Below are 26223 nucleotides of genomic sequence, written 5' to 3' on the forward strand. Positions count from 1 at the left end.
TCGACCATTTTCTGCTGCGGTTGTGTCCTCTGTCGGTTTACATTTAGATGTTTAGGAAGCCGATCGGGTATTAATTATTTATGGTTCAGGAACGGACTTTACCAGTTTTTGACGCGCAAAGCGTCAGCATTTCTCGGGATGAGGGCTTGATGCTCTACGAGGATATGGTTTTGGGGCGCTTCTTTGAGGACAAGTGCGCTGAGATGTACTACCGGGGCAAAATGTTTGGTTTTGTCCACTTGTACAACGGCCAGGAAGCTGTCTCTACCGGGGTAATTCGATCGATGCGGCGGGATGACACCGATTACGTCAGCAGCACCTACCGCGATCACGTACACGCTTTGAGCGCGGGCGTACCGGCGCGGGAGGTGATGGCGGAGTTGTTCGGGAAGGAAACTGGTTGCTCGAAGGGCCGCGGCGGTTCGATGCATATGTTTTCGGCCGAACACCGGCTGTTGGGAGGTTATGCTTTTGTGGCTGAGGGAATTCCTGTAGCTACGGGGGCGGCTTTTCAATCGAAGTACCGGCGCGAAGCCTTGGGAGATGAAACTTCCGATGGCGTAACTGCTTGTTTTTTTGGCGACGGTGCTGCGAATAACGGGCAGTTTTTTGAGTGTTTGAATATGGCGGCTTTGTGGAAGTTGCCGATTCTTTATGTTGTGGAAAACAACAAATGGGCGATCGGCATGGCCCACGAGCGAGCTACTTCTGACCCGCTGATTTACAAGAAGGCTCATGCTTTTGGCATGGCCGGTTTTGAGGTTGACGGGATGGATGTTTTGGCGGTGCGGGAAGTAGCGAAGGAAGCTGTAGCGCGGGCGCGTGCCGGCGAAGGGCCGACTGTGATCGAGGCTTTGACTTATCGCTTTCGCGGGCATTCTTTGGCAGATCCCGACGAATTGCGTTCTAAGGAAGAGAAGGAATATTGGTTCCCCCGCGATCCGATTAAGAAGTTAGCTGCTGATTTGATCGATCGAACTTTGGCAACTGCTGAAGAATTAAAAGAGATCGATAATAAGATTCAAGCAGTAATTGATGATGCGGTAGATTTTGCGGAGAAAAGCCCTGAGCCAGATCCTAGCGAATTGTATCGGTTTATCTATGCAGAAGATGAGTAAGCTGTTGTGCATTTAACTTGTATGCTTAGGGCGGGCAGGATGTCCACCCCACAAGAGTGATAGATACCCGTAGGGACACGGCGAAAGCCTTTGTCCCTACTGCACTTCATAAACCTGCGATACGCTGTAAGACTTACGCACAGACTCGAATTGTAGGGTGCGCACTCCGCACCTTACTACCTTAAATTAAAGCTAGAATTAAAGGTAGACTTTCTAGAAGAAAAGAGAGGCGATATGATAAATCTCGATCGCGATTTAACTCAAGCCAGCAAAAATATGGGTGCAGTTCGAGTCAAAGTCAAGCTAACGAATGCCATTGATGAAGCCTTAGTGAGTCGAGGAGTGCTCAATCCAAATCTGTTGCGCGTGTACGAAGCAGAAGCACTCATAGATACTGGCGCAGTCAGAACTGCGTTACCTGCGGATGTAGTAGAGCAGCTCGGTTTAAGAATTCGGAGTCAGAAAATAGCAAAATATGCTGATGGCCGACAAGAAACAGTGGGATTGACTGGGCCTATTATCATTGAACTGGAAGGGCGCGAAACTATTGAGGCGGCAATGGTTTTAGGCGATATGGTGCTAATCGGTCAAACTGTGTTAGAAACTTTAGATTTGCTAGTAGATTGCAAAAATCAGCGTCTAATTCCTAATCCCGAAAATCCCGAAAGACCTGTATTGAGAGTTTAATCTAAATCCCGCTTAAATACCTCCTTTATTTGTGATGTTCGAGTGCCGGTCGCGGCATGATGCCAGCATTTTTTATCAGCATAAATTTAAAGGTTTACGCAGGCTTGTAGCTGTAGAGCCATTCTTGAAACTCATCTTGTATTATAGACTTTTTTTGCGATTTTTTAATCTGAGCTACATCAACTTTTGAAGTTTATTGAGTTGATAATTATAGAGTCCAGATATCAGATTTAATCTTCATCCGAACCGACGGTGGCGATATATAAATCGACTCGATACAATCCTACAAACTTTGACCAAGGCGATCGTTGAAGCTATAGTTGGTATGCACGCTTGTTACAGGTTGCGATCGCGCCCGCCTTCTTTTGCAAGAGGTCTCTTTTATGAATTAGTGCGTGAGTGTATTATTATCAAGCATAACCTACATCATATCACATAAAGCGCGATTAGCTTCGCTAGTGCTCAAGGCAATCGCTTTCGTCGCTGCTGCTTTTAACGGTATCTAAAAATGAGTGAAACCCCAACTTTCGATATCGCCATTATTGGTGCAGGACCGGGCGCACTATGTGCAGCCCATGGGCTAGCCAATGTAGGTTTTTCGGTAGGTGTGTTTGAACGAGCTAGAGCTTTACGTCCCATCGGCGCTGCCCTAGGGTTGGCAGAAGCGGGGTATAAGGCATTGGCTCTGATCGATGCCGATCTCGCTACCCAAGTTCGTGCCGCTTCTGCCAACCCACAGCGACAACTGCTGATGAGACCCAATGGCGAGGTTCTGTTTTCTGATGAATCCCCCTTGGCGGGTACTCCCTTCACTTGGCTAGCGTGGTATAACCTACAAAGCTCACTGCACAATACACTCCCACCTACCGTATCCGTTCACCTCAACCATAAGTTTGTCAACTTCACTAAGGTCGCCGATGCGTCCAAGACTCCCTTACGTTTGCACTTTGAGAATCAGCCCGATGTTGGCGCACGACTGTTAATTGGTGCCGATGGGTATCACTCCGCGGTTCGCGGTCTTACCGTGGGAGATGGTGCGCCTCTGTACACTGGAACCATGACTTGGCGAGGAATCTTGCCCCGTCAAATCCTAGCCCCCCTCGCTGAACCCTTTGCAGAAGGGGCTGGTTTTCAACTCGTGGTCGGAGACCAGAAAAATTTTTGGATTATGGATGCAGGAGCCGACGTACTGGCTTGGGGAGGGACTGCACTCCATCCGACTTCAGAGAAGAGTACCGATGTTTTAGCTATGGTTCTCCAAGTTTTTGACCAATGGACTCCCTTTGTTGAAAGGGTGATTCGAGCAACTGACCCTACTACCATTGTGGAAACTGGCGTGTTCGATCGGGAACCGGTATCCAAATGGGGGGATAGAGAGAGAATCACCTTATTAGGGGATGCCGCTCACCCGATGCGACCGTCCTTGGGATTAGGGGCTACTATGGCATTTGAGGATGCTGTTGCTTTAACAAAAAAACTCAAGGGGCTGAACTTGCAGGATACTCCTTCTGTTGCTAAAGCTCTTACGGCCTATGAAGAGGAACGGATTGCGATTACCGCACCGTTACAACTCAAAGCGAGGCAAGGAGGAGAAGCATCCCATGCCTCGGATCAAGCTGACCAACTCAAGACAGGCTTTGAATTAGCCTTAGCTGCTCGCAGACACAAGGAAATGACCATATCGGATTAATTCGGTCGGTTACTGCAAGCCAATCACGATCGCTACCTGGAGCCAAATCTGCACAAAACTCCGCTCCGCCTGGCTGTAGTCCGCGACTTGAATCGGCAGGAGATTTGCGACCATCAGCCAAGCGATCGGTAGATTGAGGACTGTTGCACTGACAATAAATAAAAGTATCGCTTTCCAGGTCATGATGGCTCGATCGCACCTGAGATGAAAATAGAGGGATAAGTTAAATGGACGATGGTCGATCGTCCCATATTTCCAGCGGTACTGGCCGCAATCTTCCCGCTACTTCTACACTCGGCCAATTCGGATCGAATGTCAAATTTTCCAACGTTCCATCGCTGTGAATTACAAACGTATCCTCAATTTTTGCTCCCGACAAACTCGGATTCCAAGCCACAGCCATATTTTCTGCTAAAATATCTGAAGTAGCCGGATTTGCCACAACCTCTCGCGCCAAATATCCGGTAGTTCCGCCTTGATGGTGTTGCCTAATTGCTTGAGGATATCCCTCCTCTTCGTAAGCAGTTTTCAGCGTATCATAAACCGCATTTAGCGGTACTCCCGGCCGGCACGAATTCAGCGCGGCGGCTTCAATTTCTCTGACTTGTCGGTGCAACTCTGAATGCTTTTCTCCAAGAAAGTCAAAACTGACAAATCGGGTTAAATTTGCATACAAACCCCATCCCCTCGCGCAAAATACTAACATTGCTTGCCGCCCAATTTCTTCGGCGGTTGCGGTGGCGTGGCGGTACAGCGGCAAACGCCTTTCTCCAGCAACTAATGTCAGGGCTGGATGCAAACCTCTGGCCCACAATGCCTCTGCACCGGCTCCCGCTAGCTGATATTCTGTCCATGTTGGTTTTGCTGCGGAAAGTACCTCTGTCATCGCTTCGCTGGCTAAACGCCCGACTCGCCGGTATCGCTCTAATTCGCTTGACATCATTGTCTGTTTGCGGGATTGTAAAGATGCGATTATTGGCATTTCTTGGGAATTGGGCCGATCGCTCATCACGTTACCGCCACCAGTAATTTCTTTGACAAAAGCTTCGCGCTGTGAAACATCTGCCCAAGGATAGATGTGCAGTTGAAAGTTGGCTGGCAATTCTTCATCTTGCAAGCGCTGGGCTTCGATTTCATCGGTGAGAACCCAAGCGTTTTCGGCGGTAATTAATATTTCTGCAACTCCGGTTTCTGCGGTTAGCAATACTGTATGGGAACCGCCGGCTGTGGCCCAGGCAAACCAGTCTGTACCGCGCAAGCGAAGGGCGATCGCTTTTGTTTCGGTTAAGGCTTTGCGGATGAATTCAAGTTTGCTGTCAACTTCTGGGTTTAATGAGTTTATCATCTGCTTTCTTGCATCTAAATTATATTTTTAGGGCGGGCGGGACACCCCACGAAGAAGGAAGAAAATCAATTATTTGAGTCAGCATTTCCTCAATCTAAAATCTCAAATCTCAAATCTCAAATCTAAAATAGATTGACTGATACTGCTTGCAATTCTTTAGCTTTTTCTTCGGGTAAAGCGTCGTTGGCAAACATTCCGGCGGCTAGTTCGGTTCCTGCTAGATATTTTAGCCGATCGCTCGATCGATAGGGCGGATAAAACTCGGCGTGCAAATGCGCCTCTGGGTGCGGTTTCCCGTCTGTCGGCCCTTGAAACCAAGCCATCAAATAAGGAAACGGGCGGTGCCACAAACCGTCATATTTGAGGGTGACTGTTTTTAAGGCTTTAGCGAGTGATTGGCGCTGTTTTTCGGTAAGATCGATAAATGTGGCAGCGGGGGCGATGGGCGCAATCCACACTTCGTAAGGGTAGCGGGCGCAAGCGGGGACAAAGGCGATCGCCTCTTCGTCTAAATAAAGAATTCGCTGTTTGTCGGCAATCTCTTTTTGAATCAAATCTTGCAGCAAACCGCTACTGTTTTTTTGATAGTAAACCGACTGACATTCTAACATCCGCGCCGGCACCGGAGGCACAAACGGGTAAGCGTAAATTTGACCGTGGGGATGGTGCAAAGTCACTCCCACTTCGACGCCGCGATTTTCAAAAGGCAAGACGTATTCAATTTCGGGATTGCTGCCGATTACTGAAGTGCGATCGGCCCATACTTCTAACAGCAATTCTAAGTGAGATAACTCCAAAGCGCCGAGGGAAGCCAGCGGATCTTGAGTAAAAACTACCACTTCGCAAATGCCCTTAGCGGGCAAAGTTTCTACAATACTTGCAGGTGCGTTTTTTGCCTGCAAAGTCAGCGAGGGAAAGCGGTTGTCAAAAACAGCTATATCGTAATCTCCCGGCGGCAATTCAGTCGGGAATTTGGGATTGATTGTAGCAGCTAGCGGGTTGTATTCCGGCGGCGGCATGAAAGTTCTTCCCTGACGGTGGCTGGCGTATGCTACCCATTCCCCCCGCAAAGGATGCCAGCGAAAGTGCGGGTTCGCCTGTACGGGTTCATTGCTGGGACTTACGGCCGCGATTCCTTCTGGGATTGGGTAGCGGCTGTAGAGTGTGAGTGGGCGGCCGTCTGGTTTTCGCAATGTTTGGACGTACATTTTTTGTTGGGGCGGGCGATCGCTTTTAATAGATGTTAAGAGTATAACTTCGTGCTTTGAGAATTCGCGCCTATCTAAAGTCGCAAATTATGTTAAAAAGATACTCGGCGGTTGAAACCGCGTCTACACGCACGAAGTCCGCCTGCGCGGACTGAAGAATAAAGGAGGTATTTAAGTGTGATTTGTTATGGGGAGTGCGATCGCACTTTCGTTAGTTTGCACCATTGCCATTGATATCGAAGTTTTCTATAATGGGAATCTCTGAAGGTGACGAAGCTACGATTCGCAGGTTTATATCAACTATGATTTGATTTTTATCAAGAACTACATTTGCTTTTTTTATTATAATTTTTGCGGATAAACAATCGCCTGATTCAGGTTCGGGAGACGACTGAGTTTTATATCCTGCGTCCTCCAGCCATTCACAAATCTTCCTCCAGTTTTCTACCTTTTCATCAGCTTTGCCTACAAGATTTTTTACATATTGGTATAAAGTATTACAGAAATCTACGGCAATTCCCTTGGGGTTTTTACTGAGCCTTTCGGCAATTTCGGCGGGACTGTAGCCACAGAGTAGACCCCGTAGATGTTGTTTCTCTGTGGGCGTGAGCCGCTTTCCCTTGGCGGATGCTAGGTCTGTGTAAAGGGTTTCTAAGTCCCAGTCGCGGGCAGCTTCGGGGAAGCGATCGTTAGAGGATGCCATTGCAGGGGATAGGTTTCTGGATTTTTTATAATCAAAGTCTAACACAATTCCTAATGCTTATTAGTTTCTTTGTTAAAGATAGTTAGATTAGTATCATGGAAAGCAGGAACGTGATTAATTTTACACACGAAATTTGGGAAAGGCTCACGTCTTGCGACGTACCGTTTTCTGCTCGACAGAGTTATCAACACAAACTCCTCATAATTAGGTATTTACCCGTAAATGTTTAACCACGAATACAAAAAAGAGGCACAAGATAGACTGCGCCGTGCAGTAGAAAAGTACCAAAGAGATTGTGAGTATTTACAAAATGCCGCTGGAAGTCTTTATCAAACGCGAGTTAATCGGGGGGTTGAGATTATCCAACTATGCGAAAATTACATTAACACGTTGGCCAATTCGCCAAAAGAGTTTAGCAAAGTCGTTACAAAACTGAAGTTTCAGCTCAAGGAAATTACTGGCAAAGATTGGGATCTAATTTATTCGGCTCATAACAGCAATGTAGCAGCAGCAGGTGGTGCAGGAGTCATGGCTGGAGCAGGAGTTGCCTGTTTTGGGCCAGCAGCAGCAATGGCAATTGCCACAACTTTTGGAACAGCCTCAACAGGTACTGCGATTGCTTCTCTTTCCGGTGCAGCCGCCGTTAACGCTGCTTTAGCCTGGTTAGGAGGTGGCGCTCTTACTGTGGGTGGTGGCGGTATGGTGGCTGGAAATGCACTGCTGGCACTAGCAGGGCCGATTGGCTGGGGGATTGGTGGTGTAGCTTTGGCTGGTAGTGCTTTTTGGACAAGTAGCGAGAATGAGAAAATTGGGAGAGAAGCTACTAACCGCGCTCTTGAAATTGAAGGTGACACAGCTAAAGTCAACATCACCAAGAAAGAAGTCAATCTTCTTGAGGGGGAAACTGTCAAACTAGCGAATTTTATTCAAAGTGAACTGCAATACTTTAAGCAGAATGCAGCTTTGAATTACCTGAATTTTAGGTCATCTCTCAAACAAAGGCTGGCGACTTTAATCAATTCTATTGAAGCGCTGAGCCAGTCGCTTAAAAAGACCGTAGACCTGAAACTGTAATTATAATTAGGAGTGCAGCATTGTTCTCTAGCAATTAGGGAGTAATGCTGCTATTTTTTAAACATGGAAAAAAGAGAAGATAGACATCTGACAACTCAATTCGTTGCTGCAATAGTAGCCGAGGAAAATCTGCGCCATGCAGAACAGCTTGCAACGGAACTCAGTAAACAAGACCGAGCGTTTTTTGCAGCGATCGGGGAGATTGATAAAGTTCGTGATTTTGTAGGTATCCCCGAAAAAATTCTGGGAAACACAAGCACAAAACACGGTGAAATAGCTGAGCAAGTGGAAGTTGGTATTCGCAATGCAAAATCTATTTTGAACTCCTCTGAAACTCGCGCTACTTTTGAGGGAGTGGGTAGAACAGCACCGGAAGATTATTTAATTGATGGTATTAAAGTACAGTCTAAATTTGTGAATGGGATTGGCAATAATTTAGACCACGTTCTCGACCACATGAATAAATACGAAAACTTTGGCAGAGATGGGTCATATTACCACATCCCTAAAAACCAATATGAAATTTTTGATAAAATATTGAAAGGGCAACAAGTCGAGGGAATAACAAGTCGTACTGCTCAAAAAATACAAGAAAAAGCTCAAGAAATAGAGCAGATGTCTGGTCGTCCTTTCACTCAGACTGTTCAAGCTGGATCGTCTAACTATGAAGATGTGCAAATAGGCAAAGTTGACGATACGCTAGACCGCAAAGAGCATGAATTAAAGCAAGAACACAAACAAATTAAGGATGGGATACGCTACGAGGCTCAACCTACTCTGGCTGATTTTGGTAACGTTGCTGTTAAAGGCGCGGTTATTGGTGGTAGTATTCGATTTGCTACTAAGCTTTACGCCAAGTATAAGCAAGGTAAAAACGTTTTCAAGGGCGAATTAACCCTCGAAGATTGGCAAGAAATTGGACTTGATACCGCAAAAGGAGCTGCGCTTAGTGGTATATCGGCAACGGCTATTTATGGGTTAACCAATTTTGCCCAAATATCTGCACCTTTAGCTGGTGCTTTTGTTAGTGCAGGCATGGAAATTGCTAGTTTAGTCGGTAGTTTGAATCGAGGGGAAATTACTCGCGATCAATTCGTTGAATTAAGTTTGTTCGCTTGTGCTGATTCAGCCATTGTTGCTGCTGGAGCTACTATCGGACAAGCTTTGATTCCGATTCCTGTTGTTGGCGCTGTCATTGGTGCGATCGCAGGTCGAATTGTGACTGGTTTCTGCAAGCAGTTATTGGGAAAAGATACTTATCTTGCTCGACAAGTGGAACAATATTATCAACAGTCCCTCGCTAAAATTGACCGCGGTTATAAGGCAGCCGTTGCTAATCTTGTTGCTACCTATGAACGATTAGGTAACTTAGCGGAAGCAGCTTTTGACTCTAACTTAAACCTTGAATTGAGATTGCAAGCTAGTATCGAATTAGCTGAAGCTTATGGCGTTCCTGATTCCAAGATTATTCATAATGTAGATGAGCTTGACTCTTTTATGCTGAGTTGATCGAACAAAATATTAGGAAATCATCGGGAATTTTTAACGCAGATTTAGTATAAGGTGCGCCGCAGCGCACCCTACAGAATTAGATCGCAGCTATCAATTCTTCAACTTCAGCAGCGGTTCAATCTGCTGCCTTTGAAACTGCAATTCATCCGCCAAAGGTTGGTAAATTTCTCGATCGCCCTTTTCATCGCAATAATCCCACAAACCATTGTAGCAGTGGCGATCGTCATCCCAACCCGGATGGTTGACGATCGGATACAAACAAACTCCATCTATCGGAACTCCTGCTTGCATAGCCGCCGCTACCTCAGTGCACACATAATTAAACCAGACCGGTCTAAAATCGTCTTCAGTGCCTGTTTCTGCGATGAATAAGGGGCGGCCGTAGCGCTCGAACACTTCTCGCAGCAGTTCGCTAAACGGGCGGTACAGCGGATCGGTGTATTTCATCGGCTCTTCATTGTGAATCCACTGATTGCGATCGTAATAATTCAACCCAATAATATCGAGATATTTTTCCTTGCCGCCGAGTTCGGGGCGAAAACGTCCCGCCAACATATCCCAAGCTTGATATTGAGATAAGCGATAACCTTCCGCCGCGTCCCGATCCTCCGGTTTGTCAGGATCGGCAATAATGTTAATTACGGGGTCAATTTGCACGATGCGGGTGTTGGGATTGACTTCCCAAACTGATTCTATCGCTGCGATCGCAGCTTTGATCAACTGGGTTTTGAGCTCGTCTCCCCTTCCTTTAGCAAAAGGATTGATATAAGCAACTTCGCCGCCTGCCCAAGCAATAAATGAAATTTCATTGACAGGAGTCACGAAAGGTGTTTGGTCTGTTTCCTCAGTTAGCACTTCCATAAAAGCGCGCACCATGTTTGCAAACCTGGACACGAATTCGGGACTGAAAATATCAATATCGTCCGGCCAGCCGTAGTGAAACAAATCCCAAATTACCTGCATTTTCATGTCGCGGGCGGCCCGGATGATTGGCAGGGAACTGGAAAAATCGTATTTTCCGGGCGACTGTTCGATTAAGTGCCAGCGGAGGCCTTCGCGGACTGTGTAAATGCCTTGGTCCTGCAAGCGTTGGTAGTCGGCGACTGCAAATTTATCGTGACCGGTGGCGGCTGTGACATCGAGGCGTTTTCCAGATTGCACTCTGTGGGTGGAACATTCAAAACCGCCCATGAAAAAACTTTGAAACATCGTTAAATAGTTGATAGTTGACAGTTGACAGTTGACAGTTGACAGCGAGGTTTTAAGGTTCGTAGTAATGACTTTAGTATCGTAGGGTGCGTCGCCCTCGACTAGCTTCAACTCAAAGCAAAAATCTCAGTAGCGACGCACCAGACTAAACCTTAAGTTACGTCAGACTTATGGCGTTATGGTGCGTCGCTAAGGAATCTTTGTAAATAGCTGAGATTGTGGCAGCGACGCACTCTACTTTTAGTTATGGCGTTATGGTGCGTCGCTAAGGAATCTTTGTAAATAGCTGGGATTGTGGCAGCGACGCACCCTACTTTTACTTAAATACCCTCTTGATTCTTTAGCCTATTTAGCATTGAGTAATAGCTTGCGGCTGTGAAATTTCTTCGGGAATATCCCACCCGAGAGTTGCCGCCGCCATCGCGTCTATGGGAAATTTGGGAGTGCGATCGGCATACAGCAAACCGTTAGCTTCTTGGAAAGTATCGGTCAACTGCGTGTAGCAAAATCCGCTAAACATTTCCACTCGGTTTACTACCTTCAACAGCGCGGTGTAGCGCCTTTGCAGTTCCTTCGTGTCCCACGCGCGCACGTAGCCCCAAACTCTGTGAAAATCGGGGTTTTCGCGGCCGGCGCAGGCGATACCGCCGAATTCTGTCAGCATCACCGGCTGTCCTTGGTGCGGGTGGCCGTCGAGGGTGAGGATGCGCCCTCCCGGACGCCCGCGATCGAACAAATCGGCTAGTTGGACTTCGGGCCCGTAGCGTTTTTCCACCGTTTGGGGGTTGTTGTCGTAGTCGTGAATCGCCAGGATGTCGGTATCGATGCTTTCCCAGCCGTCGTTACCGATGACGGGGCGAGTCGGATCGAGGGTTTTTGTCAAGAAATACAGCGCTTGCACGTAGTTGCGGTGGGCTGCGGCTTCGACTAAATTCGGAACTCCCCAAGATTCGTTGAACGGCACCCAGACTACGATACAGGGGTGGCTGGCGTCGCGGTCGATGACTTCCGTCCACTCCCGCGTCAGCCGTTGCACGGCTTTGGGAGTGAAACGGTAGGCGCTGGGCATTTCTTCCCAAACTAGGAGCCCGAGCACGTCAGCCCAGTACAAAAATCGCGGGTCTTCGATTTTTTGGTGCTTGCGGACGCCGTTGAAACCCATTGCTTTGACTAATTCGACATCGTGGCGCAAAGCTTCGTCGGAGGGGGCAGTCATCAGGGTGTCTGGCCAGTAACCTTGGTCGAGCACCAGCCTCAAGTAGTAAGGGCGACCGTTGAGCATGAAGCGATCGCGCTGGATGCTGACAGTCCGCATTGCCGTGTAGGATTTAATCTCGTCGAGCATTTTGCCGTCGGCCCACAACTGCACTTGAGCGTTGATTAGCGTCGGCTTTTCGGGACTCCACAGCAGTTCGTTGCGGTAGTCGTCGATACCAGGGTCGGAGAGGGCGATGCGGCGGTGGATTTCGCCGTTGATGACTTCGTAGGTGTCGTTGACCAGCAGCAAACAGCCGATCGACAGTTTAACTTTAATTTGAATCCCGGATTGGCGATCGCCCGCGACAAACGCTTCAAAACCGATTTCCCAGCGTTCAAACTGGGGAGTCCACCGGATGCGATCGATATAAGTATGAGGCACCAATTCTACCCACACCGTCTGCCAAATGCCAGTCGTGCGCGGATACCAGATGCTGTGCGGCTCTATTTGCCAGTCTTGCTTGCCGCGCGGTTTCTCCAAATCTTGCGGGTCGTCTTGAGCCCAGACTGTCACCCGCTGCGGCCCGCTGAGGTTCATAACTGCTGTAATGTCGGCGTAGAAAGGAGTGTGTCCGCCTTCGTGTTCGATAACAAACTGACCGTTCACCCAGACGCGGGCGCGGTAGTCTACGGCCCCGAAGTGGAGGAGAACTCTGCCTTCTGTGTGGGGTACGTCAAATTCGCGATCGTACCAGCAGTTAGCGTGAAACCTCGTGTCGCCGATGCCACTTTTTGGCGATTCTGGAGCAAACGGCACTTCGATCGTGCGGGTCCACTCGGTAATGTCGATCGGCTGCACGCAGCCTCCCCCATCGTCGTAAGCAAACCTCCACTGACCGTTGAGACAAATCCAGTTGCTCCGGCGCAATTGGGGGCGCGGATAACCTGTTTTCCGCCCTTGAACAGTCACCTTGCTGTCTAGAGTGGAAGACTCTTCTATATCGCAATTTTCTAGTTCTCTACCTAACCAGCTCATCGGCACATCTACCCGAAGTTATATTTATACGTTAGCGACTATTGCCCCGACTTGGACAAGTTTTTTGCTGATTAATTTGTAAAAGTTCTGTAGATTAAAACAGCCTCATCTGAAGGAGCTCTTATTTTGAAGTCATTAGTCATTAGTCATTAGTCATTAGTCAGAAGCAATAATCCGGAAAGTTTTTAGGTCCTCGTCTCAAACCCTTGATTTTCCGTTGTTGGCAGCTCGATTACCCAATCGCCATGAAACCAATATTCTACCGTTGGCCATCAAAAACAGTCCGAAGTTTTGAGAAGGAAGAGAAAGATTTTCCCCTCGGACACTCGGACACTCGGACACTCTCCCCAACTCAAAACTCTAGTTTAGCTGGCAACAGTTTGCAAACCTTCTAACGGTTCAGCTCGGTTAGTTGTGAGGGGAACTTCTTCCTCCGGCGGCAAACATTGAAATATTTGTTCTAGTCCCGTGAGTTCAAATAGCATTCTAACTTGTTGGCTCATAGCCGATATCAAAAGTATACATTCGCTGTCTTTAACTAATTTCACGATCGCCACTACAGCCATTAACTCCGAATTTTTCAGGAAATTAATTTTTGAGAAATCGAGCATCAGAATTTTGCCTCCGCTTTCTATTAGGCGCTGTATTTCTTTCTGAAAATGAGCAAATTGAGATATTTCCAAAACCTCATGAGACAAAACAATTTTAACTATAACCTTCATTTTTACCTCAACGCTTGTTTGAATTCTTAAATAACTTTTGATCCAAACTGAGTAAGGTGCTTATGGCGCACCTTACATTTTTACCCGTAACTCGCAGCTTGCAGCTACTTGCTAGCAGATTTGCCGTTGCCGTTGACAGCAGAGACTTCTAGAGAAGCTGCGGCTGGGCGATCGGCAACTTCATTTGAGGAGCTTACATTAGAAGCAGAACCGTTAACATTCGCCGCCAATTCAATCACGGGCTTGGTAGTAATTTGAGTGTAAGTTGTCAAAGCTTGAGCGACCACTTGATCCATGTTGTAATACCTGTAAGTCGCCAGCCTTCCCACAAAAGAGACTCCCGGAGTTGCATCAGCCAAAGCCTTATATTTCTTGTAAATCTCGGCATTTTCTGGACGAGGAACCGGGTAGTAAGGGTCTCCCTCAGCTTGGGGATATTCGTAGACAATGCTAGTTTTTAGATGCTCTTGTCCGGTGAGGTATTTAAACTCCGTGCAGCGAGTATATAAATGCTCGTTCGGGTAATTTACCACCGGTGCTGCTTGGTGTACGGGTACGTTTAGCGTTTCGTGCTTGAATTCCAAGGAACGGTAAGGAAGTTTGCCGTAGCAGTAATTGAAATAAGAATCAACAGGCCCGGTGTAAATCATTTCCCCGTAAGGAATAAAACCCTCAATCTCGCGGTAGTCGGTATTCAGCATCACCTTGATGTTTGGGTGATCGAGCATCTTTTCAAACATCCGAGTGTAGCCGTGCAGGGGCATTGCTTGATAGGTATCGGTGAAATAGCGATCGTCCCGGTTAGTGCGAGTGGGTACGCGCGCAATCACTGAGTTGTCGAGTTCCGACGGGTCCATTCCCCACTGTTTGCGGGTGTAGTTGCGGAAGAATTTCTCGTAAAGTTCGCGACCGACTTTGCTGACAACGACATCTTCGGAAGTGCGAATGTAATCCTTTGGTTCTGCTACTTTCGCGAAAAAATCTTCTAATTCAAAGGAGGTGAGATTCAGTCCGTAAAGTTGGTTGACGGTGTTGAGATTGATGGGAATTGGCAGCAGTTGACCGTCAACGCTGGCAAGGACGCGGTGTTCGTAGGGCCGCCACTCGGTGAACCGCGAAAGATACTCGAAAACTTGGCGCGAATTGGTGTGAAAAATGTGGGGCCCGTATTTGTGTACGAGGATGCCGTGGTTGTCGTAATGGTCGTATGCGTTGCCGCCGATGTGGTTGCGGGTATCAATTATCAGGACTGTTTTTCCTGCCTCATTTGCTAGTCTTTCGGCAATGACGCTACCTGCAAATCCTGCTCCGACAATTAAATAGTCAAACATTAAAACACCTCTGATTTTTGGTAAGGGTAATTGGTAATTGGTAATCAACAAGCGAGCATAGTTGAGTGTTGAGTTTTGAATTCATAAATTGGTAACTCTTTAACTTAAACCTCAACGTTCCTAACTTAAAACTTTCATCCTGCCTTCTGGTTTCGGCCTTTTATCGTCGATCGCACTTTCGATCAACCCCAGCATTTCGCCCCAGGTATTGTCCCAAGAATTGTCTGCTAAAAAGGCGTCCACTTTGCTGAGCCACTTTGTGCGATCGCCCAAACTTTCGTTGAGCATTTCTTGGGCACAAGCAACGAATTCTGAAGAATTGCTAGCAATCCGAACCAACCCGTTTACTCCGTAGGGTCGCACCACGTCGCGGATCGGAGTAGAAATAACTGGTTTGCCGGCAGCGAGGTATTCTGGAGTTTTCGTCGGACTAATAAATTTAGTCGATTCGTTAATAGCAAAAGGCAGCATTGCTATATCCCACCCGGCAAGATACGCGGGCAGTTCTTGATAAGATTTGCCCCCGAGATAGTGTATATTTGGGTGAGTTGGCAGAGTCGCCCGGTCGATTTTCACCACGGGGCCAATGATGACTAAATGCCAGTCCGGCCTTGCTTCCGCAATGCCCCCCAGCAGTTCGATATCCATGCGTTCGTCTATGACGCCATAAAATCCCAAACGCGGGTGAGGAATGTCTTTTTGATCCGCCGGTTCTTCTGAAAGATTCCTGGCTGTGGCAAAGTGTTTTTTTTCGATGCTGCTGGGGAAGGCGTGAATGTTTGGGTGCTGGTGCTGTTTCGCTTCGTAAAGGCTGTGTCCGCCGGTAAATACTACGCTGGCGCGCTTTAATAGTTGGTTTTCATTTGCTTTTAATTCCGGGTGCGCGCCTTGGAATGCTGACAGTTCATCCATGCAGTCGTAGACTACAGCTAGCGGCTTTAAGTGGTTTGTGAAACTGACAGCCATTGGCGTGTAATACCAGAGGATGTACTGGCTAATTTCCGCAGCTCGAAACAAATCATCTAGCATGGCTTGCTGAGCAGTTTGTGCTGTTGCTTCGCTGGTTCCTTTGCTGAGGTGCGGTACTATTACCCACACTCCGCTTTCGTGGATGCTGACATCTAGCCACCAATCTGTAGCCGCGCTCAAAACCGGTTCTTCTACAAAGAATACGCGGCGATTTTTGGCGCAGCGACTCAAGAGATGTTGCGGACGCTGATAGACGAAATTCCACCGCAGATGAGACAGGCAAACTAAATCGGGTGCATTTAAAGCAGCAGCTTTTGATAAGTTGGCGCGCAATGCGGGCGAGGGAGCGAATTGAGAGGGCGATTTTGCTGTATCTATCGAGGTAAATCGGATCTCCCACGATCGACCTTTATTGCTATAATTTTTGTTTACTGAGTTTTCGGGCGGGGACATAATTAGCCTCGGGAATTTGTCAATGAAAATTTGTAGGCGAAAATTGGTAAAAGAAAATTTGTCAATAAGATATCCTTCTCAGCAGTGTCTTGCTGAAAGTTGCAAGCATCAATCTGAGAATTTTTATTGACGAGCAAGTGCCACATTCATTGGGCTAAACAAAGCAACTGCTTAGCTGCGGAAAAACACGCTTATCTGCTTTTTTCAGTAGTGAAACTTGGAGATAAGTTAATATTCTTAGACTTGCTATTGTTGTTAAATGTAACTTAGTTTTTCTGCCATTACTTCTATCTTAAGGATGACTTCGATCTCAGCCGGCGCCTAGCTTGCACGCTTGGTTCAAAAGCGGTTAAAATGCCGATCGACCTTGTAAAATGACTCTTAACAGGCAGATACGGGGTTAAAACCGAGCTAGTTTTATTGCAGTATTTGGTAGAGTAGAGAAAATTTGCGATTCCCTTCGGGATAGATTCGCTCGCGCGGGTTTTTTTTGCCTTTTGATTTGACAAACCTTGCCTTTTTTAAACTAATCCGATCGCTGCTACAAAAATTTTGTATCCTAATATACAATTATTTTCAAGATTTCTAACTTGCGATAGATTAATAAATAACAGTTTATGGAGTCCGGTTAAACTCACATCTTGCACCATTCTCAACAACACCGGAGAAACCGCGTTTCTTGACAAAAAACCTAGGGTTTTACGCGAGTCTGCGGCAAGAAACCAAGGTGATGACATTGGTGCTCGGAGCGGGAGGTTAAAGTCACGCGAGCGAGCACCAATCTCAATCATCTCTCTAAGGGTGGGTTCGCCGATATCTGCAATTCCCGTGCCAAATATTCAAGTAAACCCGCGATTAGAAGATAGCAGCAACTTTACAGTCGGCGGCTGTCAATTTTGGCGATTCCCCCTCCAAAGGCAAAATCTTGCACCGTCGAACTCTTTAAGAAATCGTGGGGGAAACCCAATTCAATTGCGCTTACTTTGTCTAACTGCTGCATTTGTTCGGGAGTTAATTCAAACTCCAAACAAGCAAGATTTTCCTGAAGTTGCGAGAGTTTGCGGGAACCCACAATCGGAATAACTTCGATTGACTGTTGTCGCAGCCAATTTAGGGCTACTTGAGAAGCAGGTTTGCCAATTTCGGCGGCTATGAAGCTAACTTCCGCAGCGATTTTTAAGTCGCGTTCGCTAATTTTGCCGGCTGCTGTTGAATCCAACCGCTTCGTTTCGCTAGCTGTTTCGGAAGTGTTGTATTTTCCACTCAGCAAACCGCCGGCTAGGGGGCTCCAAGCTGTGACGCCAATATCAAAGGCTTTTGCCATTGGCAGCAAATCTCGTTCGGGAGTTCGCTCTTTTAAGGAGTATTCTATTTGTAGGCCGACAAATTGCGTCCAGCCGCGTAAATGGGCGATCGTATTTGCTTGAGAAATAATCCAAGCCGGCGTATCGGAAATGCCGATATATAAAACTTTGCCGGCGCGCACCAAATCGTCAAAAGCGCGCATCACTTCTTCGACGGGTGTGGTAAAATCCCAAGCGTGCAGCCACAGCAAATCTATGTATTCAACTTGCAGCCGCTTCAAACTTGCTTCTACTGCTTGCACCATATTTTTGCGGTGGTTGCCGAAACCGTTGACTTCGCCATTTTTCATGTTGAGGCTATACTTAGTGGCAACTACCCATTTTTCGCGATCGGCTGCAATGAAATCGCCGACATATTTTTCGCTAGTACCGTTGGTGTAGAGATTCGCGGTATCAATGAAATTGCCGCCCGCTTCTGCAAATGCGTCGAACATTTTGCGGCTTTCCTCGTAAGAACCGCCCCAACCCCACTCTTCCCCAAAAGTCATGGTTCCGAGGCAGATTTCTGAAACGCGAAGTCCGCTGTGACCTAGTAGTTTGTATCTCATATCACCCATCCGTTAGTTAATGGCTGTTAACAGTTTAGATCGGGATTTCCCAAACTGTTGCCATCAGTCGGGGGTGGCGGACTTTTGCGGTGTGTTAGCGCAAAGATCGAGGTTGAATGTTTTGCCAAGTTAATCAAAATGTCGTAGCACGGGCGATGGCTGGGAGCTCTCGCCCTGCATTTACTTTTAACACCACGCAGGGGCGATCGATACAGCACTTTTCAGGTAAGCCATTGTAGGGACACGGCTCTTGAAGTGTCCCTACGGATCGATCGGTGTACTTCATAAACTTGCAATCTGCTATATCTGGGGCGATCGGCTGCTCAATGTATTTAGGATTACATTTCTAAATTAAAATACAGTAAAATCGGTAAATTCTAATCTACCTTTAGGTAGGTATTTACTGACATGAGTTATATAAAAAAATGTTCTATTTTATATAAGAAAACCCAACTGAAAAAGAAAAAATATCTGTAGCTAAATTAACTTTTTAGCGTTATAGTGATTTACAGATTACAAAAACAAGGTGACTCTCTTGGCTGATATCGTTGATACCGCCGTTTCGGCAGGCTCTTTTACAACCCTAGTTGCTGCCGTCCAAGCCGCTGGTTTAGTAGATACTCTCAAAGGCCCTGGCCCTTTCACAGTTTTCGCGCCTACTGACGAAGCTTTTGCTAAGCTTCCCGCAGGTACTGTAGAGGCATTGCTTAAGGACATTCCTAAGCTCACAAAAATCTTGACTTATCATGTCGTTTCTGGCAAAGTTCTGGCTGCTGATGTAGTCAAGCTGAAATCTGCCAAGACTGTTGAAGGTTCAGAAGTTAAAATTGATGCTTCCAATGGTGTCAAAATCAATGATTCTACCGTTACAACAGCCGATGTTGCTGCTGATAATGGCGTCATCCACATTATTGATTCAGTCTTGCTTCCTGCGTAAGCACAGATTTAGATAGCGCAATACTATCTTGAGGGCGGTGGCTGTTGTTAGCCACCGCCCTGTTTTAGTTGAGGTTTAAATATTTTACGCAGCTAGATAATTAAAACTATTATAGAGCAGCGGGAATTGGGCGATCGCACTCAGCTTGAGTGGGCCCCAAATTTGTCGCTGCTGGATTTACCGGCCCCACAGGTTGCAGGCCAACTGCGATAGGTACGCGGAACAAAAAAATTATCAAAAAAATAAAAAAGTGCGTGAAGCGAAGCTATCCCGTAGGGAATCGCGACTTGTTAGCAATTGCCGATAATTAGCGCCCCATTTATTTTGCACTCTTGGGCTGATTCCCGGTTGATGCGTAGATACCATGCCACCAAACCCAACATTTATCCGAGAAACCGGGTTTACGAGGCCTTGTCCTAAGTAAGATACAATAAGAAACACAACGAAAGTGCGATCGACATTATTTGACAGTCAATGCTATGCAATCTACAACTCAGTCCGAGACAGAACTGGCGATGGACGCTCCCAAACACGGCTTACCCGTTACAATCATTACAGGATTTCTCGGCAGCGGCAAAACAACCCTGCTCAACCACATCCTGACCAACCAGCAGGGTTTGAAAACAGCAGTTTTGGTCAATGAATTTGGCGAAATCGGCATCGACAACGAACTGATTGTCACCACCGACGACAACATGGTTGAGCTGAACAACGGCTGCATCTGCTGCACAATTAATGAAGATTTAGTTAATGCAGTTTACAAAGTTTTAGAACGTCAAGAAAATCTCGATTACCTAGTAGTCGAAACAACCGGACTAGCCGACCCGCTGCCAGTAGCAATGACTTTTTTAGGCACAGAACTGCGCGACCTGACTCGTCTCGATTCGATCGTTACAGTAGTAGACGCGGCAAATTACAGCTTAGATTTGTTCAACTCTGAAGCAGCTTACAGTCAAATAGCTTACGGCGATATAATTATCCTCAACAAAACTGATTTGGTCGAAGAAGCAGATTTAGATTTGTTGGAAGTTAAAATTCGCGATGTCAAAGAAGGTGCTCGAATTCTGCGAACTGTAAAATCGCAAGTTCCCCTGCCGCTAGTCCTCAGCGTCGGATTGTTTGAATCTGACAAATATTTCCAATCTGAGGAAACTCCTAGCAGTCACGAACATCACGACCACGAACATCACGAACATCACGACCATCACGAACATCACGACCATCACGATCACAGCCATCACGACCACTCCCACCATTTAGAAAATGACGGATTTACCTCAATTTCTTTCCAGAGCGACAAGCCGTTTTCTCTGAGGAAATTTCAATATTTCTTAGACAACCAACTGCCAACAAACGTGTTTCGCGCGAAAGGGATTATGTGGTTTGAAGAAAGTCCCAAACGGCATATTTTCCACTTGAGCGGCAAGCGATTTTCGATGGACGACGACGAGTGGAAAGGTGAGCGCAAAAACCAGCTTGTTCTCATCGGTCAGGGGTTGGATACCGAGAATTTGCGATCGCAAATCGAAAACTGTCTTTGTATGCCTTCCACCAATCGCGGCAAAGGTTTTGGGAAAAATTAAAGGTTGAAAATTAAACAGAACAGACTTGCGCTGGCTAGAAACCGGGTTTTTTCGTCGAGACTTCGCGGTCAAAACCAAGATTTATCCGAGAAACCGGGTTTCTTTTCATAATTCCTGTTAAAAAGGCAAGTTCACCTTTTGATTTTTAGTTTTTAATTTAAGCATTTCTAATTTCCAATGCGAGTCATTATCCAGCGAGTTAAATCGTCTCAAGTCGAAATAGAAGGTCAAATTGTGGGCAAAATTGGCTGCGGACTTAACTTGCTTGTAGGTATTGCAGACACCGACACCGAAGCAGAACTCGACTGGATGGCTCGGAAATGCCTAGAAATGCGTTTGTTTCCCGACTCTGCCGGGGATACGGGGCGCTGGGACAAGTCCGTAAAAGACATCGGCGGCGAGTTGCTGGTTGTGAGTCAGTTTACCCTTTACGGCGACTGTCGCAAAGGTCGGCGACCTTCCTTCGATCGAGCAGCGGCTCCTGAACGAGCCGAAATTCTTTATGAGAAATTTGTCGAAAAGTTGCGTCAGAGCGGCTTAAAAGTCGAAACAGGGCTGTTTGGAGCTCAGATGCAAGTCTCTATAGAGAATGACGGGCCGGTGACTTTGGTATTAGAGAGAGAATCGGGGTGAATTGTGAATTTATAATAGAAATAGTTGCAGTGAGTAGGGTCACAATTAACAGTGATTATTGTCATGTAACTCCTAAGTTAATTGTGAGATGATTACTAAAATTTAGTCGTTCGGCATAGCTTATGCTAGTCTGATTCAGACAAACATATTATTTGTACATTTATGTTAACCCCAGTAACTAAACCATCTGTCCGAGTTACCGAAATCGGCGAGTACATCCATTATCAATCTTGCGATCGCCGCTTTAAGCTAGAACATAATAACCGAAAGCTTGCCCGAGAGCTTCCGTTTGCAGAACGCCTCTTCAACTCCTTAGATCCAGTTCTCCAAGAGGCGGGGCGATTGAGGGAGAACGAATGGGAAACTTCTCTCCAAAAAAATGGTCTCATTGACCTCACTTTGTACAGCCAAAAGTCTGCTGACGAAAAGAAGACACCCTGGACTACCTTTGTAGCACAATTGCAAGGTATAAGTTCAGGACAAAGAGCATATGGACGCGAAATTTCTCTTGAAGCAAACGAGGGAGCTTTCCAGATCAAAGGCCAAATTGACTTTGTACTAATCCTGTGGGAAGCCGATCGACCAAAGCTGCGAATTGTTGAATGCAAAGCCAGTCGTCGAGACCGTACCTACCACCGCGTGCAGGTTGCTCTATACCGGATGCTAGTACGGCAGCTTATTCAGGTGAGTCCAGTGGCTATTTGCGGCGTAGAACTCAGACCAGAAGATATCGAGTGCGTGGTTGCTAGGATTGATGAGAGTACAAATAAAAGTCAACTCATCCTCGATCTAAAACCGTTTAAGCTAGATACAGAAGAAGCGGACATTAATCGCCTCCTGGCATCTGAGGGTGCGCTAAACCGCGTAGTTCAGGCTGATTTAGCTGATTTGGACTATCAAATCGATCCTAAGTGTGATGGCTGTGTTTTTAATATTCACTGCTTATCAGAAAGTGCCAGATTGCGTCGCCTTGAACTAATAGGCTTAGATCCATCAGCAGTACGAGTCTTGCGAGAGGCTGGGATTGATAAAATCGATGACTTGGCTGAACTTGACTTAGACGGACAGCAGGCAGTTCAAGTCCGGCAAGATCCAAGCTTTAGCGATAACCTAAAACTTATCCAGTTAAAAGCAAAAACTCGCAGGCGTACACTTCCAGGCGGAAATATCAAGCCAGATTCCTATGAAGTAGAGTCGCTACCTTATGCAGGTCAAGGTCAACTTCCAGAACACACAATTAAGGGTGAGCGGCTGATTCGCGTTTACCTTTCTGTGGATTACGACTATGTAGAAAACAGGATTGGAGCGCTTGCAGCTCATGTGACCAAGAGCGAGGGACAATTACATACAAGCTTCACGCAGGTAAATGGACACTGGCAGCCAGACCCCACAGTCAAGGAACGGTGGGAGGTAGGGCGCGAACGAAATAATTGCCCAGTCTATGAAGAGAGTTCTCTCCAAAGTAAAGAAGTTATTGAGTTTCAAACCTCTCCGTGGACGGGGGAATACAGAGAAGACACAGGCGCTGAGAAACAGCTAATTCAAGGATTTCTAATAAAGCTGGTTGAGGTTATTCATGAGGTAGCCGAGGCCGAAACCGCTCCCATTCACTTTTATGTCTGGTCTCGCTCGGAGATGGCTCAGTTGCTCGAAGGATGCTCCCGCGTTAGCTCGCAGTTGCTCGGCAACCTCCGGGAACTGCTAGGATGCCGTGAGAGCTTAGAGCAACTCATCTACTCTTGCTTGCACGATGAAGTCGATCGACGTTTTGCTTTGGGATGGACAGGGAGAGGCTTAGCTGTCGTTACTTCTCTGTCGTGGTTTGGGAGGCGCTATCATTGGCGGCGGCGGGTGTCTGGTGCCGAGGTCGATCTAGAGCAAGCTTTTACACAGGATATCTTCGATTTTAAGACTGATTTGGATTTAGATGCTCAGGGGCAGTGGGCAGATCGAGATTCTGAGCAAGTCAGCAGGCACAAGTTTGAAATCCGCAGTCGCTTTTATGATTCCTTAACAGCACCCTACTGGCGCGCTTACTGGCGAAAATTGCCAGATCCAACAGACCCAAATCTATCGCCAGCAGTTGCTAAGGCAATTGAACGCTACAACAGCGCCCGGAAACCTAACTATCTCAAGGATTATTTTCGTGCCCGCGTACACGCGCTGCGGTGGGTTGAAGAAAGCATTCGTTTCAAGAACCCAGAGATAGTAAAACCATCTCTTGTCATCGCTGATTTACTGGAATTCACGCTTGGGGTAGATAATGCCGCTCAAGCAGGGATTGACTATCTCCGACTGGATCAGCACGTTAAAGTGACAAACTGGATTGCTACTCACCTAGTCCCGCCTGTCTATCGCGTCCCTCTAGGGCGCACTATTCCTATTAGTGATGTTGTCTCGCACGGCAACAATAGGCTGACAGCCACTATCAACCTTGATCGGTATGGTATTAACTATGAAGTTTTGGAGACTAACTGCACGATCGAAAAAGGCAACTTTGTAAGGATTAGCCCTTGTTTTAACGATCCGCATCGCGGTCAAACATTCGGTCAACTTCTACGCGGTGGAAGTACGTGTGTTGTGGATAATATTGACTGGGAGACTCGACAGATTGAGCTTTCAGTAAGACAAACAAATAAACCAGACCGCTATCAACTCCCCGGTCGGTTTTATAACCAAGAGGAAGACATTTTTTCCTATGCTACTTTAGATGAAAGTCCTTCTGATTTTGTAGCCGGAAAGGTTGACAACAGACTAATAAGTCGTTTGGGAAATCATGTATGTCAGTGGTTCGATCCTGAGCGTCCTCAGATTCCTCCGCAACAGGCTCTAGCAGCACAGGAGCTAGAACAATACCAGAATCTACTGGAGTCCTTGACATTGCCTAACGGACAGAAATTGGCTACCGATCAAGTAGCTGCTGCTGTCAGCGGCTTAACCGCTAGAATTCAACTTTTACAGGGGCCTCCAGGAACTGGCAAGACACAGACAACAGCGATCGCTACTTTTTTAAGAATTTTGGCTGGTTGTTCGATCGGAGATATCGTTCTCATCGCAGCACCTACCCATACGGCTGTAAACAACTTGCTTTTGCGCCTCGATAGCCTCTTGCCAATCCTTCAGCAACAGGCAGATAAATCGGGATTAACAGTACCGCCGATACAACTTAGCCGAGTTGACCGTAAAGAGGGTGAGTCTTTTATCGAAAAAAATGTTGAATGTTTTTCCTCTAAGTCTTGTGCAGCCCGGTTGAATAAAATGCGTTCAAATGCTGTCTTGGTCATAGGTGGCACAACCAGTGCTCTTTTGAAATTAGAGCTGGAAATTAAAGGTATCCAAGTACCTATACTAATCGTTGATGAAGCAAGCATGATGGTGTTTCCGCACTTTCTGTCACTGGCTACATTAGTAAAAAGTGACGGGGAAATCATGCTTGCCGGAGATCATCGGCAGCTCTCACCAATTGTTGCTCATAATTGGGAGCAGGAAGACCGTCCGCCAATTCAATTTTACAAGCCTTATGTGAGTGCATATGATGCGGTTAAAAATATTAAACTTACAGGAGTTTCAGATTCAGCTATTCTGAGTTCTGCGTTGAGTTTTACTTTCCGTTTGCCACCGCTGATTTGTGACTTAATTTCCCGTATTTACAAACTGGATAATATTGAACTAAAAGGAAGGTTGCCGGATTCAAATAGTCTTTTACAGGAGGAGTCAAGAGGTCTAATTCTTGTTCTTCATGCTGAGCGCCAGTCAAAACGCAGCAATATGCTTGAGGTGCGGATTATTGAGAAAATTATTGCTGCGGCCAAAACTAAAAGAGCAATAGAAAACGAATCTGTTGCTATTGTCACTCCACACCGAGCGCAGCGAACACTGCTTAAAAGTTATTTGAATGACTCCGGCGACCTCATCGATGTAATTGATACTGTTGAAAGCTTACAAGGTGACGAGCGACCTTATATAATTGTGTCGGCAACAGCCAGCGACCCCTCAGCAATTAGTAAAAATGTGGAATTTATCTTAGACCTCAATCGGTCTAATGTGGCTTTTTCTCGGGCTCAGAAACAACTGATTGTGGTCTGCTCTAAGACGCTGCTAGATCACATTCCAGCCGAATTGGAACATTACGAGGAGACAATGCTTTGGAAGTCTTTGCGAGCTGTGTGTTCGCAGCTCATCGGTACTGAGATTGTTGATGGGCATCAGGTACAAGTTTTTATGCCACCACCCGATATTCTAGAAAACCTGTCGCGCATTTAAATTGCATATTTCAACTTGAAAGGATTGATCACCTTTAATATTTAATTTGATCGACTCAGCATCGCTGTTGTCAATTTGCGGGTCTAAACTTCTGTAAGGACTTACCCGCCGCCATTCAAAGCAACCGGGCTTATTTAATAAAATACATCGCTTCCAGCCTCGCTTTGGAGCTAGAAATCTGGCTTCGGTCAATCAACCTGACTTCTGTCAGACCAATTTCCATATTAACCGGGTTTCCGAACTGCTGTGGCGTAGCTTCTGAATACATTGCGGTTCCCTACATTCCGCCTATTCCCGATTCCCGAATCTCTAACGCCCAAAACCCCCTCAAACAGCCAGTTCGTAGATTGTCCACTCAGCGGCCTTGCAGTACCCTCATCTCAAAGAGCGATCGCCCAACCTTCCTAATAGCTCAGAATGCTTTGACAGTCTGGGTTTAATGCCAATAAAAGCAATCCTCGACAGCCAGCGCTTAGAATCAGATTCAGCAGCCAAAAACTGTTGCATGAGAGAGTGGAACACTGGCATCACTGCGGTTATCTCTACTTCCGTAACATTCAATGTATGGAGAGTTGAATCAGCACAGCAAGCGAAACCGCCAGCAACTGCTGCCTCACTCTCTGACAAATGTCCTCGCACGC

At 46.6% G+C, this 26223-nt stretch carries 22 protein-coding genes; 9 read left to right on the forward strand and 13 right to left on the reverse strand.

The window, feature by feature from the left end; genetic code table 11:
• The first annotated feature begins 80 nt into the window (after nucleotides 1–80).
• The 3 genes from pdhA to QUA02_RS15615 all read left to right on the forward strand — a co-directional run bounded on the left by pdhA (nucleotide 81) and on the right by QUA02_RS15615 (nucleotide 3495).
• Nucleotides 81–1118, forward strand: a complete 1038-nt coding sequence (pdhA, locus tag QUA02_RS15605; protein WP_333029098.1) for a pyruvate dehydrogenase (acetyl-transferring) E1 component subunit alpha — start codon at nucleotides 81–83, stop codon at nucleotides 1116–1118.
• 234 nt (nucleotides 1119–1352) lie between these two features.
• The gene (locus QUA02_RS15610) at nucleotides 1353–1805 is read left to right on the forward strand and encodes a retroviral-like aspartic protease family protein (RefSeq protein WP_333029099.1); all 453 of its coding nucleotides are present in this window, start codon (nucleotides 1353–1355) and stop codon (nucleotides 1803–1805) included.
• A gap of 508 nt (nucleotides 1806–2313) precedes the next feature.
• Nucleotides 2314–3495: an FAD-dependent oxidoreductase gene (locus QUA02_RS15615; RefSeq protein WP_333029100.1), complete on the forward strand. Its 1182-nt coding sequence runs from the start codon at nucleotides 2314–2316 to the stop codon at nucleotides 3493–3495.
• A 9-nt stretch (nucleotides 3496–3504) separates the two neighbouring features.
• Here the strand turns inward: QUA02_RS15615 and QUA02_RS15620 are convergent, their stop codons facing one another.
• From QUA02_RS15620 to QUA02_RS15635, 4 genes are all read right to left on the reverse strand, one after another.
• On the reverse strand, nucleotides 3505–3678 hold the full coding sequence (locus QUA02_RS15620) for a hypothetical protein (protein ID WP_333029101.1): 174 nt from the start codon (nucleotides 3676–3678) through the stop codon (nucleotides 3505–3507).
• 40 nt (nucleotides 3679–3718) lie between these two features.
• Nucleotides 3719–4840, reverse strand: a complete 1122-nt coding sequence (locus tag QUA02_RS15625) for a M24 family metallopeptidase (RefSeq protein WP_333029102.1) — start codon at nucleotides 4838–4840, stop codon at nucleotides 3719–3721.
• A gap of 122 nt (nucleotides 4841–4962) precedes the next feature.
• Nucleotides 4963–6048 carry a galactose-1-phosphate uridylyltransferase gene (galT, locus tag QUA02_RS15630; RefSeq protein WP_333029103.1) on the reverse strand — a complete coding sequence of 362 codons (1086 nt, stop codon included), beginning with the start codon at nucleotides 6046–6048 and terminating at the stop codon, nucleotides 4963–4965.
• A gap of 211 nt (nucleotides 6049–6259) precedes the next feature.
• Nucleotides 6260–6751: a helix-turn-helix transcriptional regulator gene (locus QUA02_RS15635; RefSeq protein WP_333029104.1), complete on the reverse strand. Its 492-nt coding sequence runs from the start codon at nucleotides 6749–6751 to the stop codon at nucleotides 6260–6262.
• A 222-nt stretch (nucleotides 6752–6973) separates the two neighbouring features.
• Between QUA02_RS15635 and QUA02_RS15640 the strand changes: the two genes are divergently transcribed.
• Together QUA02_RS15640 and QUA02_RS15645 are read left to right on the forward strand one after the other, a co-directional pair.
• On the forward strand, nucleotides 6974–7825 hold the full coding sequence (locus tag QUA02_RS15640) for a hypothetical protein (protein WP_172186902.1): 852 nt from the start codon (nucleotides 6974–6976) through the stop codon (nucleotides 7823–7825).
• A gap of 63 nt (nucleotides 7826–7888) precedes the next feature.
• The gene (locus QUA02_RS15645; RefSeq protein ID WP_333029105.1) at nucleotides 7889–9334 is read left to right on the forward strand and encodes a hypothetical protein; all 1446 of its coding nucleotides are present in this window, start codon (nucleotides 7889–7891) and stop codon (nucleotides 9332–9334) included.
• A gap of 93 nt (nucleotides 9335–9427) precedes the next feature.
• Here QUA02_RS15645 and QUA02_RS15650 read toward each other — a convergent pair whose 3' ends face one another.
• From QUA02_RS15650 to QUA02_RS15680, 7 genes are all read right to left on the reverse strand, one after another.
• Nucleotides 9428–10546: a glycoside hydrolase family 1 protein gene (locus QUA02_RS15650; RefSeq protein ID WP_333029106.1), complete on the reverse strand. Its 1119-nt coding sequence runs from the start codon at nucleotides 10544–10546 to the stop codon at nucleotides 9428–9430.
• A gap of 349 nt (nucleotides 10547–10895) precedes the next feature.
• Nucleotides 10896–12779 (reverse strand): glycoside hydrolase family 2 protein, encoded by a 1884-nt coding sequence (locus QUA02_RS15655; protein ID WP_333029107.1) that lies wholly within the window; start codon nucleotides 12777–12779, stop codon nucleotides 10896–10898.
• A gap of 365 nt (nucleotides 12780–13144) precedes the next feature.
• Nucleotides 13145–13501 carry an STAS domain-containing protein gene (locus QUA02_RS15660; protein ID WP_333029108.1) on the reverse strand — a complete coding sequence of 119 codons (357 nt, stop codon included), beginning with the start codon at nucleotides 13499–13501 and terminating at the stop codon, nucleotides 13145–13147.
• 104 nt (nucleotides 13502–13605) lie between these two features.
• Nucleotides 13606–14832, reverse strand: coding sequence for a UDP-galactopyranose mutase (gene glf, locus QUA02_RS15665; protein WP_333029109.1), 1227 nt, complete (start codon nucleotides 14830–14832; stop codon nucleotides 13606–13608).
• A gap of 120 nt (nucleotides 14833–14952) precedes the next feature.
• The gene (locus QUA02_RS15670; protein WP_333029110.1) at nucleotides 14953–16254 is read right to left on the reverse strand and encodes a glycosyltransferase family 1 protein; all 1302 of its coding nucleotides are present in this window, start codon (nucleotides 16252–16254) and stop codon (nucleotides 14953–14955) included.
• Nucleotides 16255–17128: 874 nt separating this feature from the next.
• The gene (locus QUA02_RS15675) at nucleotides 17129–18166 is read right to left on the reverse strand and encodes an aldo/keto reductase (protein ID WP_333029111.1); all 1038 of its coding nucleotides are present in this window, start codon (nucleotides 18164–18166) and stop codon (nucleotides 17129–17131) included.
• Nucleotides 18167–18299: 133 nt separating this feature from the next.
• On the reverse strand, nucleotides 18300–18452 hold the full coding sequence (locus QUA02_RS15680; RefSeq protein ID WP_333029112.1) for a hypothetical protein: 153 nt from the start codon (nucleotides 18450–18452) through the stop codon (nucleotides 18300–18302).
• Nucleotides 18453–18701: 249 nt separating this feature from the next.
• Between QUA02_RS15680 and QUA02_RS15685 the strand changes: the two genes are divergently transcribed.
• From QUA02_RS15685 to QUA02_RS15700, 4 genes are all read left to right on the forward strand, one after another.
• Nucleotides 18702–19103 (forward strand): CO2 hydration-associated protein CupS, encoded by a 402-nt coding sequence (locus QUA02_RS15685; RefSeq protein WP_333029113.1) that lies wholly within the window; start codon nucleotides 18702–18704, stop codon nucleotides 19101–19103.
• A gap of 479 nt (nucleotides 19104–19582) precedes the next feature.
• The gene (locus QUA02_RS15690) at nucleotides 19583–20686 is read left to right on the forward strand and encodes a CobW family GTP-binding protein (protein ID WP_333029114.1); all 1104 of its coding nucleotides are present in this window, start codon (nucleotides 19583–19585) and stop codon (nucleotides 20684–20686) included.
• Nucleotides 20687–20863: 177 nt separating this feature from the next.
• Nucleotides 20864–21319: a D-aminoacyl-tRNA deacylase gene (dtd, locus tag QUA02_RS15695; protein WP_333029115.1), complete on the forward strand. Its 456-nt coding sequence runs from the start codon at nucleotides 20864–20866 to the stop codon at nucleotides 21317–21319.
• A gap of 162 nt (nucleotides 21320–21481) precedes the next feature.
• Nucleotides 21482–25582 carry a DEAD/DEAH box helicase gene (locus QUA02_RS15700; protein WP_333029116.1) on the forward strand — a complete coding sequence of 1367 codons (4101 nt, stop codon included), beginning with the start codon at nucleotides 21482–21484 and terminating at the stop codon, nucleotides 25580–25582.
• A 130-nt stretch (nucleotides 25583–25712) separates the two neighbouring features.
• Here QUA02_RS15700 and QUA02_RS15705 read toward each other — a convergent pair whose 3' ends face one another.
• Nucleotides 25713–25850, reverse strand: coding sequence for a hypothetical protein (locus QUA02_RS15705; protein ID WP_333029117.1), 138 nt, complete (start codon nucleotides 25848–25850; stop codon nucleotides 25713–25715).
• Between the two features lie 107 nt (nucleotides 25851–25957).
• Nucleotides 25958–26209, reverse strand: a complete 252-nt coding sequence (locus tag QUA02_RS15710) for a hypothetical protein (RefSeq protein WP_333029118.1) — start codon at nucleotides 26207–26209, stop codon at nucleotides 25958–25960.
• Nucleotides 26210–26223 lie beyond the last annotated feature (14 nt).

Source organism: Microcoleus pseudofavosus SVA1_A4, from assembly GCF_036700565.1.
Taxonomy (GTDB): domain Bacteria; phylum Cyanobacteriota; class Cyanobacteriia; order Cyanobacteriales; family Microcoleaceae; genus Microcoleus.

Coding starts and splice junctions, on each gene's coding strand:
- QUA02_RS15645 (WP_333029105.1), top strand. CDS start 7,889: ATGGAAAAAAGAGAAGATAGACATCTGACAACTCAATTCGTTGCTGCA.
- QUA02_RS15690 (WP_333029114.1), top strand. CDS start 19,583: ATGCAATCTACAACTCAGTCCGAGACAGAACTGGCGATGGACGCTCCC.
- QUA02_RS15615 (WP_333029100.1), top strand. CDS start 2,314: ATGAGTGAAACCCCAACTTTCGATATCGCCATTATTGGTGCAGGACCG.
- QUA02_RS15635 (WP_333029104.1), bottom strand. CDS start 6,751: ATGGCATCCTCTAACGATCGCTTCCCCGAAGCTGCCCGCGACTGGGAC.
- QUA02_RS15640 (WP_172186902.1), top strand. CDS start 6,974: ATGTTTAACCACGAATACAAAAAAGAGGCACAAGATAGACTGCGCCGT.
- glf (WP_333029109.1), bottom strand. CDS start 14,832: ATGTTTGACTATTTAATTGTCGGAGCAGGATTTGCAGGTAGCGTCATT.
- QUA02_RS15655 (WP_333029107.1), bottom strand. CDS start 12,779: ATGAGCTGGTTAGGTAGAGAACTAGAAAATTGCGATATAGAAGAGTCT.
- QUA02_RS15680 (WP_333029112.1), bottom strand. CDS start 18,452: ATGAAGTACACCGATCGATCCGTAGGGACACTTCAAGAGCCGTGTCCC.
- QUA02_RS15675 (WP_333029111.1), bottom strand. CDS start 18,166: ATGAGATACAAACTACTAGGTCACAGCGGACTTCGCGTTTCAGAAATC.
- QUA02_RS15670 (WP_333029110.1), bottom strand. CDS start 16,254: ATGTCCCCGCCCGAAAACTCAGTAAACAAAAATTATAGCAATAAAGGT.
- QUA02_RS15625 (WP_333029102.1), bottom strand. CDS start 4,840: ATGATAAACTCATTAAACCCAGAAGTTGACAGCAAACTTGAATTCATC.
- galT (WP_333029103.1), bottom strand. CDS start 6,048: ATGTACGTCCAAACATTGCGAAAACCAGACGGCCGCCCACTCACACTC.
- QUA02_RS15705 (WP_333029117.1), bottom strand. CDS start 25,850: ATGTATTCAGAAGCTACGCCACAGCAGTTCGGAAACCCGGTTAATATG.
- QUA02_RS15660 (WP_333029108.1), bottom strand. CDS start 13,501: ATGAAGGTTATAGTTAAAATTGTTTTGTCTCATGAGGTTTTGGAAATA.
- dtd (WP_333029115.1), top strand. CDS start 20,864: ATGCGAGTCATTATCCAGCGAGTTAAATCGTCTCAAGTCGAAATAGAA.
- QUA02_RS15700 (WP_333029116.1), top strand. CDS start 21,482: ATGTTAACCCCAGTAACTAAACCATCTGTCCGAGTTACCGAAATCGGC.
- QUA02_RS15620 (WP_333029101.1), bottom strand. CDS start 3,678: ATGACCTGGAAAGCGATACTTTTATTTATTGTCAGTGCAACAGTCCTC.
- pdhA (WP_333029098.1), top strand. CDS start 81: ATGGTTCAGGAACGGACTTTACCAGTTTTTGACGCGCAAAGCGTCAGC.
- QUA02_RS15610 (WP_333029099.1), top strand. CDS start 1,353: ATGATAAATCTCGATCGCGATTTAACTCAAGCCAGCAAAAATATGGGT.
- QUA02_RS15650 (WP_333029106.1), bottom strand. CDS start 10,546: ATGTTTCAAAGTTTTTTCATGGGCGGTTTTGAATGTTCCACCCACAGA.